General features: G+C 63.8%; 12 protein-coding genes. 6 read left to right on the forward strand and 6 right to left on the reverse strand.

The window, feature by feature from the left end; translation table 11 throughout:
- Positions 1-17 precede the first annotated feature (17 nt).
- Genes C501_RS0106990 through C501_RS14760 form a run of 3 tightly spaced genes read right to left on the reverse strand, consistent with a single transcriptional unit; the run spans position 18 to position 5982 of the window.
- On the reverse strand, positions 18-1943 hold the full coding sequence (locus tag C501_RS0106990) for a DUF5719 family protein (RefSeq protein ID WP_018134917.1): 1926 nt from the start codon (positions 1941-1943) through the stop codon (positions 18-20).
- On the reverse strand, positions 1940-5410 hold the full coding sequence (locus C501_RS0106995) for a glycosyltransferase family 2 protein (protein WP_018134918.1): 3471 nt from the start codon (positions 5408-5410) through the stop codon (positions 1940-1942). The genes C501_RS0106990 and C501_RS0106995 overlap by 4 nt, the downstream gene beginning before the upstream one ends.
- An 11-nt stretch (positions 5411-5421) precedes the next feature.
- Complete coding sequence (locus C501_RS14760) at positions 5422-5982, reverse strand: WhiB family transcriptional regulator (protein ID WP_018134919.1); 561 nt, start codon at positions 5980-5982, stop codon at positions 5422-5424.
- 353 nt (positions 5983-6335) lie between these two features.
- Between C501_RS14760 and C501_RS13575 the strand changes: the two genes are divergently transcribed.
- Complete coding sequence (locus C501_RS13575; protein ID WP_018134920.1) at positions 6336-7145, forward strand: TIGR03089 family protein; 810 nt, start codon at positions 6336-6338, stop codon at positions 7143-7145.
- 16 nt (positions 7146-7161) lie between these two features.
- On the opposite strand, the gene C501_RS12780 is transcribed toward C501_RS13575, so the two are convergent.
- Positions 7162-7737, reverse strand: a complete 576-nt coding sequence (locus tag C501_RS12780) for a GtrA family protein (RefSeq protein WP_018134921.1) — start codon at positions 7735-7737, stop codon at positions 7162-7164.
- 326 nt (positions 7738-8063) lie between these two features.
- On the opposite strand from C501_RS12780, the gene C501_RS0107015 reads away from it, so the two are divergent.
- From C501_RS0107015 to C501_RS0107035, 5 genes are read left to right on the forward strand one after another with little or no spacing between them, the layout of a single operon-like run.
- Positions 8064-9281, forward strand: a complete 1218-nt coding sequence (locus C501_RS0107015; RefSeq protein ID WP_018134922.1) for a 5-(carboxyamino)imidazole ribonucleotide synthase — start codon at positions 8064-8066, stop codon at positions 9279-9281.
- Positions 9278-9844 (forward strand): 5-(carboxyamino)imidazole ribonucleotide mutase, encoded by a 567-nt coding sequence (gene purE, locus C501_RS0107020; RefSeq protein WP_018134923.1) that lies wholly within the window; start codon positions 9278-9280, stop codon positions 9842-9844. Before C501_RS0107015 ends, purE begins: the two co-directional genes overlap by 4 nt.
- Positions 9841-11442, forward strand: coding sequence for an LCP family glycopolymer transferase (locus tag C501_RS0107025; RefSeq protein ID WP_026174706.1), 1602 nt, complete (start codon positions 9841-9843; stop codon positions 11440-11442). The genes purE and C501_RS0107025 overlap by 4 nt, the downstream gene beginning before the upstream one ends.
- A 47-nt stretch (positions 11443-11489) precedes the next feature.
- Entirely contained in the window at positions 11490-12761 is a 1272-nt protein-coding gene (manA, locus tag C501_RS0107030; protein WP_018134925.1) for a mannose-6-phosphate isomerase, class I, read from the forward strand.
- A 36-nt stretch (positions 12762-12797) separates the two neighbouring features.
- Positions 12798-13799, forward strand: a complete 1002-nt coding sequence (locus tag C501_RS0107035) for a lipid II:glycine glycyltransferase FemX (RefSeq protein ID WP_018134926.1) — start codon at positions 12798-12800, stop codon at positions 13797-13799.
- Between the two features lie 76 nt (positions 13800-13875).
- On the opposite strand, the gene C501_RS0107040 is transcribed toward C501_RS0107035, so the two are convergent.
- Both C501_RS0107040 and glpX read right to left on the reverse strand, forming a co-directional pair.
- The gene (locus C501_RS0107040; RefSeq protein ID WP_018134927.1) at positions 13876-14487 is read right to left on the reverse strand and encodes a hypothetical protein; all 612 of its coding nucleotides are present in this window, start codon (positions 14485-14487) and stop codon (positions 13876-13878) included.
- A 126-nt stretch (positions 14488-14613) separates the two neighbouring features.
- Positions 14614-15648, reverse strand: coding sequence for a class II fructose-bisphosphatase (glpX, locus tag C501_RS0107045; protein WP_026174707.1), 1035 nt, complete (start codon positions 15646-15648; stop codon positions 14614-14616).
- Positions 15649-15752 lie beyond the last annotated feature (104 nt).

Genomic DNA, 15752 nt, shown 5'->3' on the forward strand with positions numbered 1-15752 from the left:
AGTAGCTCAGCCCTACGTTAGTAGCTCAGCCCCACGGGAACGCTCTGCTGGCTGGCAATACTGCGCGGTACATCCACCACGGCTATGCGATCGCCGTCCCTCAGCACTTGGGCGCCGTATACGGGGTCACCGGTGACCCCGGTGAGGATGAAACCCGCCACGCTGCCACCGGCCAATTCCTCAGGATTGACAACCACGGTGGTTCCGCCGTTGACGCTTACCGTCTTCTCTTCCTGGGCCTTCCCGTCGGTGCCGATGGGAACCAGTGAAAGCTCTGCCTTGCCCGCGGGCAAGCCGAAGGCCAGTTTCGAGATATTGCCTTCCGGCAGCACGATCAGCTGATTGCCGGCGAGCCTGCCCGCAGCATTGGCGGAGGCGAGATCCACCGGATCCCCTGTGTTGCTCCCTCGGACCGAACGCACCGCCGCCGTCACCGGCGCATCGGCAGTGATCTCCACGGTGTAGACATCCTCCGGAAGCCCGTTGAGCAGCAGCTCGGAGGTACTTGCGCCCTTGGCCGTAAACACTCCGCCATCAGGCAACGAGACCTGCCCGCTCGGCCCATAGACCTTCACCTCGACGACCGAATCACCGGGGCTCGGTACTACCACCTGCAGTGCAGTCTGCGCGTCCTGGTAGCCGTCCTGCCCGGAGATCTGCCCGGCCAACTCCGGAGCCATCGTCTGCACTCCGGTGATAACCTGCCGGGTCGCGGGCACAGCAAGCGGTGTGAGGTAGTCCACGCCCCCGGCGGTCAAGCCTCGGAGCACGGACTGCTGAATGGTCGCGGAAACCGGGCCTCCAGAAGAGCGGAAGCGCACGGAGAGTTCTTTCTGCCCGGAGGCCAGGCCTGCCAGCAAAATGCTCTTCGTCGTGCCGGCCGGGACCAGGATCCCACGTGCACCCGCGCTCTGGATCATCCCGGAGTCCCCATACAGATCGAGGTCCACCGTAGCCGGAGTGCTGGAAGGATTGGTCAAGTAGAGAATCGCCGTCCGGCCTACTTCGGTGCTCGCACCGACCAGCCAGCCGTCATTAGCCGGTGCTTGGCAGGAGGCAGCCGCCAGGCCACGCAGATCTCCATTACCAGCTCGGTAGGTCTGCACCGCCGCTGACGGAGTCCGCTGGTCCGCGACGGGGTCCACGCGCAACACCGACACGCCGTCCACGGATCGCTCCGACAACCGGGCGAAGTTGGCTGCCTGTGGCGGCTGAACGCCTTCCGGAGGCGGAACGATGTTCTCCTGCGAAATCGAGGCGAGGGAAGCTAATGGATCCGTGCTCAATGGGGCGAGGCGGCTAGCGGGCATCGAACCATTGGGGTCAGCACCGACAAGGGCGCTCACTGCGGTACGAGCATCTGAGGAACCCGGGGCAAATTGGGGGTCCGTATTATCCGCGGAGCCCGTCAGCAACTGGGCCGGGGCTGGGCACACCGCCATGCTCTGACCCGCGGGTAGTTGTGCCGCGGGAACTTCAAAGGTCGTTCCCGCAGCCAGATCACCGGCTACCGGCAGAGAACCGGCGAACACCACAGCCGCTGTTGCACCGGCTATACCCACGCCGGATATCGTGCCCCAGACCAAACGCGCCAAGGGCCTGGATGAACTCCCCCGCCCCTGTATCCCTGCTTGCGCTGCAGGCCGCCCGGACTTTTTGCCCGGATTCTTTTCTGAGTTTCGCCCTGAGCGCCGCGAAACGCTTCGCCGCGACTCACCGGCCGCACTGCGCCGCGCAGCGCGGCTTTCAACAGCTGGGGCAGAGACTGCGGAGGCTTCCGGCGCTTCCGATGGTTCAACGCCCTGATCCAGTGCCTCACCCGCCGCCGGGAAGCTCTGCGAACCCGAGGCAGGTGTCGTAGTGCCTTCCGCATTGTCCACTGGATTGTTCAGTGGCTCGTGCGCGGGGAATTCCGGATCCGTTGGCTGGTTCTTATCGGTCATGATGTGGGTCCTTGAGGCCGTTCTTCTGCGCGTTCAGTACCATCAGCATGCAGTTCCGGACCATGGTGCCGCTGTCCTTCTGGTTCTACTTCCGATTCCCGGGCCCAGGCTTTTGTTGCAGTATCAACGTCATCATCATGCAGTCCGGCATCACCGGGCTCGGCCACCACATGCTGTGGCGGACGCGGAGCGCCCATGCGCGCAGCGGAGAGAGTCCGGCCACTGCTACGAGCCGGCATCGGAATCGCAAGCAGCAGCGTCAAGGCCAGAATCACGATCTGCACGATGCCCCAGAGTGGCGCCCACGGCTGGAAGTACCGTATTTCCAGGTCACCGCCCCGCTCCGGAAGCGCGAAAGCCTGCGCCCAGCTTGCCGTACCTTGGCCCGTCGCACGCTCTAGCGGCTGCCCATCCAGCCATGCACTCCAACCCGAATCCGCCCGCTCGGCGAGAACCAGCAGGCGGCCCTCCGGGCCTGGCGGAATGCTGGTATCCGTTTGCGCGGTGCCGGTCATCGGAAGGTAGTTCAGGGTGCGCCCTTGGGCGTCCTCGGTGCGCAGAGCAGCGATGACATCGGCTTCACCGCCGGGCAGCGCCGAGGTGACCCGCCAGAGCCATCCTTGATCCGTCAGCCCGACAGCTGCGAGCCCGGGCACCGCATCGATCTGCCCCGCCAAGAGCTCAGCCGAGGTGTCGCTCTGGCGCAGTACGAGGAAGCCTGCACCGAGGCTGTTCAGCTGAGGACGGGGGTCAGCTCCGGTCCCGGCGACGATAGCGGCGACCGCACTGCGGATAGTCTCCGTGGCGGCATCTCCGGAGGTCACGGTCTCGGCCCCTGGCCAGCCCCGTACGTCGGCGGCAATAGCATCCGATGAAAGCGTATCCAGGCTGGTTCCAGCGCCACGCATCAGACTCGCATTGATCTGGCCATCCGGGTCCGTGCTCAGCACCAGGGTGCGAGTGCGATCCTCGCTCAACCCCCGATCACTGGCGGTCGCCGGCAGCAGACGCTGACTGCCCGGCTGCACGGCGAGCGGGGAACCGCTCTGGTTCTGGACGATCCAGCCACCCAAGGAGACTACGGGAGCAAGGAGCAGAAGCACCGAGAACACCGTGGCGGAACGCCTCGCGAATGCCCGCCCCGTGTACTGAGCGGAACGCTCGCGCAGACCGCCCAGGCCGATCATCGCGCTGCACAGCACCGCGAAGATCGCGACCGACACTGCCGGGCCGCTGAAGGGGGTCACGATGTTCTGCAGTGCGGCTCCGGTGCCGATGAGGCCGGCGACGAAAGCCGTGACCAGCGCCCCCAGCGTCACCCCCCAGAAGATCCGGACCGTGCCGGAAGCACGATGCGGCCAGAGCAGTGCGGCCAGGGCCATGACCACCAGGGGCGCCCCGATGATCAAGGCTGCCAGATACGCCCAGGGCACACCGGTGGGAAGCCAAGGCATCCCGGGGAGTCCGTCCGACCAGGCGATCGCGGTGGGCTGACCTAGCAGCTGCAACCAGCTCGGAGCGTTCTGGAAGGGCAGCGGCAAGCCCGGGTCCACCAGGAGGGCCCGGGGATTGCTGAAGGTCGTCAGCGCGAAAGGCACATAGACGGCTACTGAGGGCAGAAGCGTCCACCAGAGGGTGCGGGCCCGGCGTCCACCGAAGGCGAGCAGCAGCAGGACGATGAGAGCTGCGAGCGGGAACAGACTAGGTGCACTGGCCGTCAGAAGGGCCAGAAGTAAGCCGGTGGCGGCGGCAGCGGTCCAGGAGACGCGCCCGCTGGTGCCCGGCTTAGCCGTTATCGCAGCACTTTGGCGCCCGCGCGAAGCCTGCCCCGCTGACGCACTGATCAGCACCGGGGTGCGTCGGGACCGAGCAGCCCCGAGCGCGCGAAAGAAGCCGAGGAAGGCCCACGGGATGACCAGATGTGCCAGCAGGGCACCGATCCGGCCTTCGCCTATGGCGATGAGCAGGACGGGAGAGGCGCCCCAGAGCAAGGCAGCCAGGAATCTGGCCCAGCGACTCGAAGTCAGCGCCCCGATGCAGAACCATGCACCCAACCCAGCCAGAGGCAGGGCCAGCAGGAAAAGCCACACGATAGTCTGCGAGGCATTGCCGAAGCCGATCAGGCCCATAAGCCAGATCACGAAGTCGAAAGGCTCGCCGCTTCCTGGCCAGCCAGCCCCTAGTTCGCTCCACCAGAAGGTGGCGTTGTACCAGATCTGGCCCAATGCCGATGAAGCCGGTAGCAGCGCCGCTCCGGTCAGCGCCTCGGCCCCGATGAAACGCGTCAGCGCGATGATCCCGGCCAGCATCAGCACGACGGCGGCGGCGATCGCCCCGGTACCGATCCAGAGACGTCGGGTGGTGGCCAGGGAGACGAAGTCCTGCTGCGCATCACCGCTCGGCTCGAACTCGTTCCCCGAGTCGAGCAGATCGTCATCGTCCTCATCGACGCCCAGCATAGATTCGCCGACCGCCCGCCGGTATGTGCGAACATCGCGGGCGTCGACCTGGAGCGCCCGCACCACTGAGCGGGAGAGGCGTTTAGTCTTCCGAGCTGAGGTTCTGGAGCGCGAGATCGCACCGAACCGGAACAGAGCCCGCACAGTCGCGGTGAACTGCCGCCAGCCATGCCCCGGATACTTGAACAGGAATCCGGCGAAGAACCACCACAGCCCGTTGAGCAGAGCTCCGGTCCAGAGCAGCGGAAGCTTCCACCAAGGAGCGTGCTTGAGCCTGGTATGCACTTCTGCGGTCCGTGCCGTTGTCGGCTGGGCAAGAGCCCCCGGGCGATCCTGGGCATGGTGCACGACCGCGCTGGGCACGACGACTACCCGGTTGCCAGTCAGCCGGTTGCGCCAACAGAAGTCGATGTCATCGCCTGGGCCGGGCAGAGCAGGATCGAAGCCCCCTAAGGAGTCCCAGACATCCCGCCGCACCAGCATCCCTGCGGAGTTGACCGCGAAAACGTCACTGCGTCCGTCGTACTGCCCCTGATCCTGCTCGTCGAATTCGATCATGGTGAGCCGCTCGGCCTTGCGGCTCGCGCTCAGACCGACATCAACCAGATTGCGTTCCCTGGCCCAGTCGACCTGCTTGCAGCCGGCTACGGTGACCGAGGGCGCTCGCTCGACAGCGTGCAATAGCTCCGCCAGAGCCTCTGGTTCAGGAGCTGCGTCATCGTGGAGAAGCCAAAGGTATTGCGATTCCACTGGCACCGCGGGCGCCTCTACGGTGCCCAGCTCGGCCAGCCCCAGGGATACCGCCTCGCCGAAACCGCTCTGCGGACCGGCGCGGAGTACGTTTAACCTGCCGAAAGCATCTTCTAGAAGTTCCGGGGAGCCGTCCTGTGATCCCGCGTCCACGCCGAGATTGCGGTCTGGCTGACGAGTTTGCTCATCCAGCGCTCGGAGTACCCGGGGTAGATAGACAGAGCCGTGGTGGCTCACCACGACGGTCGTGACGTGCATTGCTTCAGAAATCAGACTGCTCGCTTCCGTAACCTGCGACGTTCGCGCTCGGAAAGCCCTCCCCAGATACCGAAACGCTCGTCATTAGAAAGAGCATATTCCAGACACTCTGCACGCACCGTGCAGGTCGAGCACACTTTTTTCGCGTCCCGCGTGGAGCCGCCCTTTTCCGGGAAGAAGGCCTCCGGGTCGGTCTGCGCGCAGAGCGCATCTGCCTGCCACGCGAGCTCGCCTTCATCAGCAGGATTCATCCCGGGCATGAGCGGCAAACCGATCCAGACTGCCTGCCCTGAAGCTTCTGCTGCAGCAGCGGAAGCACTGGGATCTTCGGGGGCGTCCTGCGCATCCTCTGATTCATCGTAGGCGGCAAGGTAAGCAGTGGCCTGCTGCTCTAATGCTTCGCTGTTGAGCTCTTCGAATTTCCCCGCAGCTTCGGGATCAGCGGGGTCGACATACCAGTCGGCAGGAACCGCACGCGTCCGGTAGAGCGCAGCGGACTGGGCATCGAGGGCGAGGCCTGCGATATCAGATGGCTCACCCGGAGAAGTCCTCTTACGCTCTGCCTGCCCCATGCTGGTCCTTCCTGTTTACGCCGCCGCAGTAGTGTTGTGCCCCCGTTGAATGCCACACAGGTGATCAAGGCACCCATATATCTATGTATATCCATGTCTGTTGTGTGCTGAAAAAATGACGCGGCTTTCAGAACTAATTACAACGGTGTAAGTCAGCTCAGTCAAGAGGAACGGGATTTTATCCAGAAGCAACTGTATTAAGCTGAAGCGCCACGCCATGGAAAGCAGCGGATAACTCGGCGTGTCAGGTCCGTACTGTAAGAAAAAGGTGTGAGAAGAGTCAGAATTCAACCAGCGACGGACCAACAGGCGGCAGCAACAGCGGTACAGAAGCGATACAGGAGGCCCCGGCCATGACGGTGAACGATATCGATCAGCTACTCGACCAGCTGCGCAGGGCCGATCCCACTGCTCCCCGGCTGACCTGGTACGGCCGGGGCGGTGAGCGGGTTGAGCTATCCGGGAGAGTGCTGGACAACTGGGCGGCTAAAACCGCGAACTTTCTGAGCGAAGAATTCGACGCAGAGCCCGGCAGCCGAATCGCTCTGGTCATGCCGCCACACTGGAAATCACTGTGCATCGCGTTGGGCGCGCTGAGCACCGGAGCCTACCTGGAACCTGTTGACCCCGACACGGAGAGGTCAAAGGCATCGTCCTGTCAGTCAGGGCTATCGCGGCCTCTAGTCGCCGTCACCTCGGCACCGGCGGACCTCGAGCCTCTGGCACAAGAAGCGGAAGCCGTCATCGCGGTGGCCCTTCCGGCTCTTGCGCTGGGTTGGCCCGGCCAGTTAGCCCAAAGACAGCACGATTACGCCCGGGAGATCCGGATGTTCGCTGATGCCTTCGATCGATTCGACGACCCCGCGCCGCAGGATCCAGCGCTGCCCGGGGTGAATTACGCCGAGGTGAAGAACTGGGCGCTTTCGGTGCTCCCTGACGAGATGTCTCCAGATCCGGCTGCGCCGCGGATCGGGCTACTGGCCGTACAGAAGGCAAAAGCAGATGGAGAACTGCTGCCCCCTGCAGGAATGCCTCTGCTAGTGCTCATCCGGCACGCTCTGGCTATCTGGTGGCAGGGCGGTTCGATCGTGCTGTTCGAAGATCCCGCCGATATGAGCGAAGCCGCACTGGATGCTGAGCGCGCCCGGCTCCTCAAGGGCTGAAGAATCGGAACGAGGCTCAGCTGTCGCTTCGCATCGAGGCGGCCCGATCAGTGACGGGGGCAGTCGGATGGCCTGGCTCGCCCTGCTCTGGCCGTAAGGACGCGTTCTCCAGCTCGACCTCTTTCTCCGACTCGATGAGCTCATGGTCCCGGCTGAATCCGGGCTCGGAATCGAGCTCGGCGTTGAAAACCCAGAACCGATAGGCGAAGAAGCGGAAGACCGTGCCCAGGAACAGCCCGACGACGCTACCGGCGATGAACAGGGAGAATTTATCGTCCATTCCCAGCAGGTACTTCGCCACCCAGACGCAGGCGGAAGCGATCAGCAAGCCGATGAAGTTCATCACCGCGAAAAGCACCGCTTCGCGGACCACATTGGTCTGTCTGCGATGGCGGAAAGTCCAATGCCGGTTAGCGACCCAGGAGAAAATGCTGGCCACTACCGCAGCCAGAGCTTTGGCCCAGACTTCGCTGCCGCGCATGGGGCCGCTGAGCAGCCAGAGGAAGATCAGCGAGTCGATAACAAAGGCCAAGCCGCCTACCACGCCAAATTTGGCCACTTCCCGCCAGAAAAGGTTGACGAGTCCGCTCATGCGTCGGGCGAAGGCTTGGATCACGTTAGAAACATCTCCCCCGAAGCGGTTACAAGTCAGCGACCGGAAACCCGGGCTAAATAGGTATTTTACCCCTGTTTTGCCATGCCCCTGACTCCACCCACCATTCCAGGCTCCATTCCAGACTTGCTCCCGGCCCGGTCTGAGCCCCGGCGACTCCGGCCCCGAACTGGCCCCGAACTAGCCAAGAACTAGCCAAGAACTGGCCGCAGGAACCGCGCTCAGGCTATGAATCGCCTGCAGCTATACCCGTCGCGACGCGCCGGATGAGTACGAGTGCGCAGAGTCTCGGTACCCTTATCCGTGTGAGTTTTCCAGTAATCGGGATCATCGGCGGCGGGCAGCTTGCCCGGATGATGGTTCCCGCAGCTATTGAACTGGGCCTTGAGGTCAGAGTTCTCGCGGAGTCGTCCGAAGCGCCCGCGGTATCTGCGGCACGCCATGCACCAGTGGTGGATTACCATGATCTGGAACTACTCCGGGCCTTCGCCACCGGGGTTGACGTGCTCACCTTCGACCATGAGCATGTGCCGCCGGAGCACTTGCAGGCTCTCGCTGCGGATGGGGTTGTCCTGCGCCCCGGTCCGCAGGCTCTCATCTACGCGCAGGATAAACGCGCCATGCGCAGCCTGGTGGACCAGCTGGGGCTGCCCAATCCGCAATGGTCCCGAGTGGAGTCAGTGGCGGAACTCATCGATTTCGGCGCACGGACCGGTTGGCCCGTCATCCTGAAGACTCCCCGGGGAGGCTATGACGGCAAGGGGGTCCGGGTAGTGGCGGATGAAGAAGCAGCCCACTCCTGCCAAGACTGGTTCGACGACTTCTCTTCAGCCTTATTAGCCGAAGCCAAAGTTCCCTTCACTCGCGAGCTCTCCGCTCTCGTCGCACGGCGCCCGGGCGGCCAGTGCCGGGCCTGGGACATCGTGGAGTCGATTCAGGTCGATGGCGTCTGCGATGAGGTGATAGCTCCGGCTCCCCTGCTCGATGTCAAGGCCGCCGAAGCCGCACAAACCGCTGCCATGCGGATCGCGGAAGCCCTCGGAGTCGTCGGGGTCATGGCGGTGGAACTCTTCGAAACCCCTGATGAAGGCCCCGGCTTCATGGTCAACGAATTCGCTATGCGGCCGCATAATTCCGGGCACTGGAGCATGGATGGCGCGCTCACCGGCCAATTCGAGCAGCACCTGCGTGCTGTTGCGGACCTGCCCCTGGGCGAGACTCGCAGCCTAGCTGACCGGACCGTGATGAAGAACATCCTGGGCGGAGAGAACCAGGATCTCTTTGCGGCCTACCCCGCAGCCCTAGCAGCCGATCCCGGAATAAAATTGCACCACTACGGAAAAGCGGTGAGACCAGGCCGCAAACTCGGCCACATCAATGTCCTGGCGGCCCCGGGCGAGGCCCTGGAATCGCTCCGGGAGCGGGCGGGCCAGGCCAGCGCGATCATCAGGGAAGGCCTCGCTCCAGCAGCCCAGCCGGAGGATGAAGACGATCTCGCTGAGGGCCAGAAAGGCAGAGAATGACAGAAAACCAGCACAGCCCTGTAGTCAGTGTGGTCATGGGCTCCGACTCGGATTGGCCGGTGATGCGCGAGGCCGCAGCCGTCCTCGCAGAATTCGGGGTAGGCTTCGAGGCCGATGTAGTCTCGGCCCACCGGATGCCCGCGGAGATGCTCCGTTACGGCCAGAAGGCCGCTGACCGGGGCCTGCGCGTGATCATCGCCGGTGCCGGGGGTGCAGCGCACCTTCCCGGAATGCTCGCCTCTGTGACGGCGCTGCCGGTGATCGGCGTTCCCGTACCGCTGAAAACACTCGATGGCTTAGATTCCCTGCTTTCCATCGTGCAGATGCCCGCCGGGGTTCCCGTAGCCACGGTCTCCATCGGCGGGGCGCGTAATGCTGGATTGCTCGCCGTCAGGATCCTAGCCAGCGGCATGGACTCCGAAGCCCTGCGACTCCGGGACGAGCTGGAACAGTTCGCGATCCGGCTCAATCAGCAGGCCTCCGAAAAGGGTGCCAGAATGCGGCAGGAAGCCGCCGCTGACCAATCCAAAAATTCCCAAAGTTCTCCTAGCGAGGCACGATGACCTTCTCCTCGCCACAGACCAGCAAACCGTCGGGTCGCCCTCCCGTGCTCACAGACCCGCTGCGCTACCCGCAATCGGCTTCAGCACCAATGCGATCCAAGCGCGCCATCGTCTTACTGCTCTTGACCGTCTTCATTCCGGGTAGTGCGCAGGCCATCGCCGGCAACCGCAGGCTCGGGCGGCTCGCCCTGCGAGTCACCTTCACCGTCTGGCTACTGATCATCGCCGCGATCCTGCTCGCGATCTTCCGCAGAGACCTACTGATCAGCCTGTTCACGAACCCGGTCAGCTCTTTGCTGCTCATCGTGGCCTTAGTTCTGCTGGCCGTCGGCTGGGTGGTGATGTTCGTCAACACACTGCGGATTATTCGGCCGGTGATGCTGGCGCCCGGGATGCGGATTTTCGTCAGCGGCGCCCTGGTGGTGCTCATGGTGATCTGCTCCGGCTCACTGGGCTACGCCGCGTGGCTGCTGAACTCCGGGCGCAACGCCCTGGGCAATATTTTCGCTTCCGGCCCGGATCTCCAGCCGGTGGATGGCCGGTATAATTTTTTGGTGATGGGCGGGGATGCTGGGGAGGACCGGGAGGGGCGCCGGCCGGACAGCATCATCGTGGTCAGTGTGGATGCTCAGAGTGGTCAGGCGACCACGATTTCGATTCCCAGGAATTTCCAGAACGCTCCGTTCCCGGCGTCTTCGCCGATGAATCAGATCTACCCGGAGGGCTATAACTGCGGGGATAACTGCATCATCAACTCGTTGTACACCGAAGTCACTCAGAACTATCAGAATCTCTACCCGGGTGAAAAAGACCCGGGTGCCCAGGCCATGATGGACGCCACTAGCGGCATCCTCGGCCTGACCGTTCAGGGGTACGTGTTGATCGACATGGCCGGGTTCTCCCAACTCATCGACGCTCTAGGTGGAGTCAAGATCAATGCTGGGGGTTGGGTGCCGATCAGTGGGGCGGCGCTGGATAATTACGGTACGCATTTGCCTCCTGAGGGGTGGATCGCTCCGGGGGTGCAGACTCTGGATGGGTATCAGGCGCTGTGGTACGCCCGGTCCCGGGAGTACACCACTGATTACGCCCGCAGCCAGCGCCAGCAATGCATTCAGCAGGCGATCCTGAAGCAGATGGACCCAGCCACCGTACTGAGCAAATTCCAGGCGATCGCCGATACCGGATCCCGAGTAGTCGAATCGGATATTCCGGTGCAGCAGCTAGCCAGCTTCATCGATCTGGCTCTCAAAGCCAAGAACTCCCCCTTGCAGCGGCTCACTCTGGGCCCGCCGGACTTCGACCGGGACTTCCCCACCTACCCGGACTTCTCGGTGCTCCAGCAGCGCGTCCAAGCTGTGCTCAATGCCGCACCGCAGACTTCTTCTCCACCGGAGCAGACTACTGACCCCGGGCAGCCGGAACCACCGAGCCAACCGGATCAACCCGGAGAGCCGGTGCAACCGGAGCCGCCGAGCACACCGGACCCCACGGAGCCGCAGATCACCCAGGAGTACTTGCAGAGGCTCGCCATCGCGGGCGATTCCGCGACGCTCACCCAGTTGCTGTCCAATAACGGCAACTGCAGTCCCGGCTGAGGCCGAGCAGACTCACGAAGATCAGCGAGTACCGCGGAAAGGCTGCCATGCATCTCCTCGACAACCAGATACGGAATTATGCCTGGGGTTCGACCACTGCCATCGCAGAGGCTCTCGGCAAAGCGCCGTCCGGCCGGCCCGAGGCCGAGCTATGGATCGGGGCGCACCCGGATGCACCCTCCGCAACAGCGACAGGCCCTCTAGATCAGGTGATCGCCGAGGACCCTGAGCACTACCTCGGCGCAGCGTCCCGGACAGCTTTCGGCGCGCGGCTGCCTTTCCTCACCAAATTGCTCGCTGCGGATGCTCCGCTATCGCTTCAAGTGCATCCGACACTCGAGCAGGCACGGGCCGGGTTCGCTGCAGAAAATAGCGCTGGAGTTCCGCGAGAAGCCCCTCACCGGAATTACAAAGACGATAATCACAAGCCGGAGATGATCCTGGCTCTGACCGACTTCGAGGCGCTGTGCGGTTTCCGGCCGGCGCCGGAATCCGCACAGCTTTTCCAGGCGCTGGCCGCCGCTGCTCAGGGCCAGGACGGCGATGGAGCCCGGCTGCTGCGCTTCTGCGCGGATACCCTGACTGAGGCGACCGATGAATCCGCCGCCCTGCACAGCATTGTTGAATCGCTCATCAGCGGTGGTGATGCAGTTGCCGACGCTGTTGAGCAGGCGGTCGAGAGCTCTTCTGCGATCGAATCCCTCGACTCCCTGCAGCCGCAAGGAAATCCCTCGGCCACGGCTGCCACGCTCCGGGACCTAGCACAAGAATATCCGGCGGACCCGGGGGCGCTGATCTCCTTGCTCCTCAACCGGGTGAGCCTAGATCCCGGCGAATGCCTTGCCCTGCCCGCCGGGAATATGCACGCGTACCTCAGCGGTCTGGGTGTGGAAGTCATGGCCTCTTCGGATAACGTGCTCCGTGGCGGTTTGACGCCCAAGCACATCGATATTCCCGAGCTCCTGCGCACCGTGGACTTCCGCTCGCTGCCAGTGCCCCGGGTCACCGCGGAGCTGAGCGAGCTCGGCCAAGAAATCTACCGGCCCGGCTTCGCGGAATTCCAGTTGCAGCGCATCAGCTCCGGCCCGGGGGCGCAGCCAGTGCCGCTGGCGCAGCGCGGCCCGCTACTGGTCCTGGTGCTGCAGGGTGCAGCCCGGCTGGACACCCCGCGCGGGGACTTGCAGCTGAACCGGGGGCAGAGCGCCTTCGTGGCCGCCGCTGAGGCTCCTGCTATGCTGCATCCGGTAGAGCAAAGCCCAGAGGGGTATTTGGCCTTCGCGGTGACCACCGACCTGGTGACCACCGATCTTGAGGCCTGAGCGGGCGACACCGCAGAGAACGGTACGCTAAAAGGGATGGAATCTATTCTGCAGAGCCCCCTCTGGGCTGATGCGCAACGCGCCCTGGGTCGGACCGTGCATACCAAACAGGGGCCCGGGTGGAGCTTCCTCGGCATCGAAGAGCGCCACCCCCTCGGCACTGTGCTCTATCTACCCTATGGTCCGGTCGCTCAGAATCTGCCCGCCCTGGACGCGGCTCTGAAAGCCGCCCGGAGCATCGCGAAGAACCGCGGTGCTGCCTTCATCCGGATCGAACCGGTCACTCTGGACCTCCCCGTGGAACAGGCGCGTCGGGCGCTGCGGCAGCGCGGCTTGCAGCCGGCACCTGCTGCGCAGCAGCCGGAGCTGAGCCGCATCATCGACCTGGACCAGGATTTCGCCCAGGTGCTCAAGCAGATGAAGCCAGCCAACCGCAATCTGTACCGGAACATCGGCAAAAAGGGCGTCAGTTTCCGGGCCACGCAGGACCCCGCCGAGATCACCACGCTGCTCGGCTTCTTGCGGCAGACCGCCCAGCGCCAGGGATTCACCCCGCACAGCGATGACTATCTGCGCAGGATCGGCAGCGAGCTCATGCGCCACGGTGCGGCGACGCTTTACCTGGCCGAGCTGCATGATGCGCCCGAGTTACCGGACCGGGTGCAGACTGACAGCCGAGCGGTACCGATTGCCGCGGCCTTGGTGTACGACTCAGCCGATACCAGAACATATGCCCATGCGGCGATAGACGCCGACCACCGGAAGCTCAGCGCCGGCATCCCGCTCGTGGTGACCCTGATGGCCGAAGCCCAGAAAAAGGGCCTCGCCCATGTGGATCTCTGGGGGGTGGCACCGGAAGATCAGCCGGAGCACCGTTGGGCCGGTTTCACCGCTTTCAAGGCTTCTTTCGGCGGACGGCTGGTGGAGTACCCCGGCACATGGGACCTTCCGGTACGCCGGCTGCGGTACCGCCTCTACACCACAGCCCGGGCCCTGCGCGGCCGGTTGAGGACTCTGCTGCGCTCAGTGAATCGCTAAAAGCCTCTAGAAAAGCAGCTCGCCCCTCAGCCCGGAGGCTGAGCGGCGAGCCGGCTTGATTCGTAGTCGTTACCGCTTATTTCTGGTGACCGCCAGTGAATTTAGCCTTGAAGTCTTCCCAGGTGTCCTCGGCCTTGCGGCTGAACTCTTCACGCTTCTCAGCGCGCTCAGCGGCGGCCTGCTTATAGGCTTCATCGTCGGCGACGTCCTGGAGCTGCTGGACTTCGTCGAGCAGGGCTGCCGCGCTGCCGCGTACCACCATCGATCCGGTCTCGCTGCCAAGTGCGTCCAACGGAGCATCATCAGACTCAGCAGCCAGGATGATCGCGGCGGTCCGCGAAGGGCCAAGCTTCTGAGCGATGAGCGGGAGCGCCTCAAACGCATCGATCTCGTCACTGCCCTGCCGTGCGGCTCCGATCGCGCTGCCGGCGGTGGCACCGAGCAGAACCCCGAGCGGGCCACCCAGCACACCGACCAGGGCGCCGAGCAAGCCGCCGGCTACCGGGCCGCTGCCCTCATACGGGTCGTAGCTCTCCTGCACCGTGGGCTGGCCTTCGGCGTCGGTCTCCAGGACCACTGCACCATAGATCTTCACCTCGGGCAGATCGTCGGAATTCCTGACTTTGGCCAGAACCTCATAAGCAGCCGGTGCTTGTTCTGGAATCAGCGCGATGATGTTGTCTGCCATAGTTTCCTGTCCTCTCAATAAGAACTTTTCCGGGAATGCTCTTTCGGCACTCCGGCAGCCCGGCGGCCCCCGTCTCTAGCTTAGGCAGATCCGGCCGTCATCAACAGGTCGGCAGCGAGCTCATGGTCAGCCGCGGGCGTAGCCCTCCCACTTATTGGCGTGGTGCTCGGCATCGACGAACCGCACGGTACCGGACTTCGAACGCATCACGATGGACTGGGTGACCACTCTGTCCTTGGTGTAGCGCACGCCCCGCAGCAAATCGCCATCGGTGATGCCGGTCGCCGCGAAATAGCAGTTATCGCCCTTCACTAGATCGTCAGTGCTGAGCACCTGATCCAGGTCGAGACCCGCATCGATGGCCTTCTGTCGCTCTTCTTCGCCCGTCGGCCACAGCCTGCCCTGGATGACCCCGCCGAGGGCCTTGATGGCGCATGCGGCCACGATGCCCTCGGGCGTGCCGCCGATGCCCATGAGCGCATCCACCCCGGTGCCGCTACGGCAGGCGGCGATGGCCCCGGCGACGTCGCCGTCCATGATGAACCTGGTCCGCGCACCGGCGGCACGGATCTCTTCGACCAGCGGCTTATGTCGGTCGCGGTCCAGGATCATCACATTGAGCTGATTGACCTTGACGCCTTTGGCCTTGGCGATGAGGTGCAGGTTCTGCTTCACCGGCAGGCGCAAGTCGACGAGATCCGCGGCCTCCGGGCCGGTCACGAGTTTCTCCATGTAGAACACCGCGGAAGGGTCGAACATCGTGCCGCGCTCAGCCACCGCGAGAACCGCCAGCGCGTTGTTGATGCCCAGGGCGGTGAGTCGGGTGCCATCGATCGGGTCGACTGCGACATCGACTTCCGGACCGGTACCATCCCCCACTCTTTCCCCGTTGTAGAGCATCGGGGCTTCATCTTTCTCTCCCTCACCGATCACCACCACGCCATTGAAGTGGACGGTGCGCAGAAAAGATCGCATGGCATCCACGGCCGCGCCATCGGCCTTGAGCTTATCGCCGAAACCGGCCCAGTGGCCTCCCGCAATAGCTGCGGCTTCGGTCACGCGGACGAGCTCCAGTGCCAGATTACGGTCCGGTTCGGAATCGCCCACTGTCAGTGACGACGAGAGCGTAGAGTACTGAGATTCTTCGGGCAAAACAGTCACGAGGATTCCTCTTCATCGAGTGCATCGAGCTCATGGAGTGAGCTCTTCCCCCACCAGCATATTTTGCCCGGGCCGCTACCGCGAGCCGGAGTGAGCTGGACAAC

This window comes from Acaricomes phytoseiuli DSM 14247 (assembly GCF_000376245.1).
GTDB classification, from domain to species: domain Bacteria; phylum Actinomycetota; class Actinomycetes; order Actinomycetales; family Micrococcaceae; genus Renibacterium; species Renibacterium phytoseiuli.

Coding starts and splice junctions, on each gene's coding strand:
- C501_RS14760 (WP_018134919.1), bottom strand. CDS start 5,982: ATGGGGCAGGCAGAGCGTAAGAGGACTTCTCCGGGTGAGCCATCTGAT.
- C501_RS0106990 (WP_018134917.1), bottom strand. CDS start 1,943: ATGACCGATAAGAACCAGCCAACGGATCCGGAATTCCCCGCGCACGAG.
- C501_RS12780 (WP_018134921.1), bottom strand. CDS start 7,737: ATGAGCGGACTCGTCAACCTTTTCTGGCGGGAAGTGGCCAAATTTGGC.
- purE (WP_018134923.1), top strand. CDS start 9,278: ATGACAGAAAACCAGCACAGCCCTGTAGTCAGTGTGGTCATGGGCTCC.
- C501_RS0107035 (WP_018134926.1), top strand. CDS start 12,798: ATGGAATCTATTCTGCAGAGCCCCCTCTGGGCTGATGCGCAACGCGCC.
- C501_RS0107040 (WP_018134927.1), bottom strand. CDS start 14,487: ATGGCAGACAACATCATCGCGCTGATTCCAGAACAAGCACCGGCTGCT.
- C501_RS0106995 (WP_018134918.1), bottom strand. CDS start 5,410: ATGCACGTCACGACCGTCGTGGTGAGCCACCACGGCTCTGTCTATCTA.
- C501_RS13575 (WP_018134920.1), top strand. CDS start 6,336: ATGACGGTGAACGATATCGATCAGCTACTCGACCAGCTGCGCAGGGCC.
- manA (WP_018134925.1), top strand. CDS start 11,490: ATGCATCTCCTCGACAACCAGATACGGAATTATGCCTGGGGTTCGACC.
- C501_RS0107025 (WP_026174706.1), top strand. CDS start 9,841: ATGACCTTCTCCTCGCCACAGACCAGCAAACCGTCGGGTCGCCCTCCC.